General features: G+C 57.0%; 3 protein-coding genes and 3 tRNA genes. All 6 read right to left on the reverse strand.

Annotated elements, in window-relative coordinates; translation table 11 throughout:
• Positions 1 to 94: 94 nt before the first annotated feature.
• Positions 95 to 170, reverse strand: a tRNA-Thr gene (locus RAC97_RS24480).
• 27 nt (positions 171 to 197) lie between these two features.
• Positions 198 to 271, reverse strand: a tRNA-Gly gene (locus RAC97_RS24485).
• A gap of 24 nt (positions 272 to 295) precedes the next feature.
• Positions 296 to 379, reverse strand: a tRNA-Tyr gene (locus RAC97_RS24490).
• A gap of 145 nt (positions 380 to 524) precedes the next feature.
• Positions 525 to 950, reverse strand: coding sequence for a hypothetical protein (locus tag RAC97_RS24495; RefSeq protein ID WP_375102202.1), 426 nt, complete (start codon positions 948 to 950; stop codon positions 525 to 527).
• A 7-nt stretch (positions 951 to 957) separates the two neighbouring features.
• On the reverse strand, positions 958 to 1707 hold the full coding sequence (locus RAC97_RS24500; RefSeq protein ID WP_375102203.1) for a pantothenate kinase: 750 nt from the start codon (positions 1705 to 1707) through the stop codon (positions 958 to 960).
• The gene (birA, locus tag RAC97_RS24505) at positions 1697 to 2656 is read right to left on the reverse strand and encodes a bifunctional biotin--[acetyl-CoA-carboxylase] ligase/biotin operon repressor BirA (RefSeq protein ID WP_375102204.1); all 960 of its coding nucleotides are present in this window, start codon (positions 2654 to 2656) and stop codon (positions 1697 to 1699) included. The genes RAC97_RS24500 and birA overlap by 11 nt, the downstream gene beginning before the upstream one ends.
• Positions 2657 to 2767 lie beyond the last annotated feature (111 nt).

The following is a 2767-nucleotide window of genomic DNA, read 5'->3' on the forward strand; positions in this document are numbered from 1 at the left end:
CTTTTCCTTAGCCATCGATACAGTCCTCCGCAGAAGAAATAGTTACTACGCTGATAAAACAAAGGCAGATATTTTCATATCTGCCTTGTCTGTATGGAGCTCTTGAGCGGACTTGAACCGCTGACCTCACCCTTACCAAGGGTGTGCTCTACCAACTGAGCTACAAGAGCGAAACACTTTGCGCACAACAGCAAACTTGGAGCGGGTAGCGGGAATCGAACCCGCATCATCAGCTTGGAAGGCTGAGGTTCTACCACTAAACTATACCCGCGGAGCTTGCTGCTCTCGCTAAAACTGGTGGAGGGAGAAGGATTCGAACCTTCGAAGCTCTCGCAACGGATTTACAGTCCGTCCCCTTTGGCCGCTCGGGAATCCCTCCTGCTTCGTGGGGCGCATTCTCTGCTCTTCCCACTAAACTGTCAAGCATTTTCTCAATTAAATCTTGAGGTTAGCTACTGCGACAGCCGCTTCAGGCATTACCACCCAGGTGGTGTTCCCTGTGAAGCGGGCGCCATTCTATCAAGCTATTCAGCAGTTGCAATACCCTCGCATAAAATAATTTTGTGTTTTAAGTCTTTGAAATCCTTGGAAAGAGTGGCCAGCACCGAAGCATCCAACAAACGCTCGCTTTCAGCCGCAACCTTTAACCAGAGACCATCCGCACCAGGCAACTGACCAGCCACGGGCTGAGTGGCTATATCCAGGCTCAGTAGCCGCTGGCGCAGTGCATCCAGCTGCTCTTGGGCCGCCAGGCCACCCACCACCAGGCACTCGTCCCTGCGCCTGGCCGGCGCAGCAGCACCGGTCTCGCGCAGTAATCGGATCTCCTGCTGGTTGCCCTTGTAGAGAGAAAGCGGGGCGACCTCCTTGACCTTCAGCGGAGCCTCTTGCTGGTGCCAGACGTAGTACACGACATTGAGCACCACCAGTAGCAGAAACAACCAACGCATAGGCACCTCAAGTCAACGGGCAGGCCATTGCCAGGCCGACGAACACCAAATCGGGCACAACGCGCGCTGTCGGCGCGGCAACTTGCACCAATGGCGCATCTCCACCCGTGAGGAATACACAGAAATCATCACCCCAGAGTGCTTGCGCTTGCTGTATCTGGATACGGGCGAACCCCTGCAGCATCAAAACGCACCCACGCTCTACAGCCTCGACCGTAGAACGACCTGGAGCCAGGCTACTGAGCGCTCGCTCGGCAGAGGCATCGTCATAGCGAATGCGCCGAGTATGGGTACGTAGCTGGCTGCGCATCAATGGCATACCTGGGCAGATGTAGCCCCCCAGGTGCTGGCCGTCTGGCGCAACGAAATCCGCTTTGGCCGCTGTTCCGAAGTCCATGACCAGGCATGCGCCGCGCGCCAGATGATAGGCACCAAGGGCTGCCAACCAGCGGTCCATGCCCAACCGCTGATGATCTTCGTAGCCATTGCGCACGCCTGCCATTTCCATGACCGGATGCGCAACGCGAACCTCGACACCAAAGGCCTCCTTGAGCAGCGAGCACAGGGACTCTGTCTCCTCCTCGCTGCGCACACTCACCATGCGCGCACCACTTAGACGCGCAGCGTGCAGTGCAGCGACCTGCACCAGCAGCGCCTGGTCAGAGTCGACGAAGCCACCACCGACAATGGTTGCATCGGCGGCGTGAATCACCCGCCACTTGATAAAGCTGTTACCGCAATCGAGCTCAAGAATCATCACGCAACCTCAGACTGAGCTCACCACCACTGAAGCTCTTTTCCACGCCATCAACCTCCAACCGCAAGCCGCCCTGCCCATCGACGCCCAGCACAGTGCCGTCAATGCGAGTATTTCCAGCGACCAGCGATACCTTTTGCGCCTGCCACAGATGCGCCTGCTCCCACTCTTCCTGGAATGCGGCAAAGCCGTAGCGCCGGTGTCGAGCCAGCTCATGCTGGAGTTTCTGGTTAAGCAGCGAAACAAGGCGATTGCGATCAACCGAATTACCAGTCTCAAGCTTCATCGAAGTCCACTGCTGGTCCACTTGCGCGTTGGATTGCATGTTCACATTAATGCCAATGCCCAGCACAACATGACAGACATCGGCAGGATCCCCCACCAATTCCAGAAGGATGCCGGCAACCTTACGCTCACCAACCAGCAAGTCATTGGGCCATTTCAACCCTGCGCCATTGACACCAAAGGCCTGCAGCGTACGCATCACGGCGAGCCCAACCACTAGGCTCAAGCCCTCGAGCTGGCGCATCCCCCCTTCAATTCGCAGGACCAGACTGTAGTAGAGGTTCTCGGCAAATGGACTCACCCACTGACGTCCGCGGCGGCCGCGACCGGCAATCTGGCGCTCGGCCAACACAAGAAATGGCGCACCCTGCCCCTCGGCAATACGACGCAAGGCTTCGGCATTGGTCGAATCAATCGACTCATGCACAAAGATTGGCCATTGTTCGGCCTGGGAGAGCTCGGCGATTGATTGAGACTCAAGCAGGACCAGGGGCGTGGAAAGCTGATACCCACGACCGCGCACCTTGTGGATAACAAGGTTGAGTTCGTTTTCCAGGTGCTGCAGCTGCTTCCATACGGCACTGCGGCTAACACCAAGGGCTTCACCCAAGGCTTGCCCGGAATGGAACCGGCCATCCTTGAGGAGATTCAACAACTTCAGCATGCCAGTCTCGACTTGGAATAAGGCTGGCATGATAGCCACGGGCCGAGGGATTGCATAGGAAAAGGGCAGTGGAAGGGTAGGACCAAGCTGTCACACCAGCGCATTCTCCTA

It is taken from the genome of Pseudomonas sp. LS_2, assembly GCF_042709235.1.
In the GTDB taxonomy this organism is placed as follows: Bacteria; Pseudomonadota; Gammaproteobacteria; order Pseudomonadales; family Pseudomonadaceae; genus Aquipseudomonas.

Coding starts and splice junctions, on each gene's coding strand:
- birA (WP_375102204.1), bottom strand. CDS start 2,656: ATGCTGAAGTTGTTGAATCTCCTCAAGGATGGCCGGTTCCATTCCGGG.
- RAC97_RS24500 (WP_375102203.1), bottom strand. CDS start 1,707: ATGATTCTTGAGCTCGATTGCGGTAACAGCTTTATCAAGTGGCGGGTG.
- RAC97_RS24495 (WP_375102202.1), bottom strand. CDS start 950: ATGCGTTGGTTGTTTCTGCTACTGGTGGTGCTCAATGTCGTGTACTAC.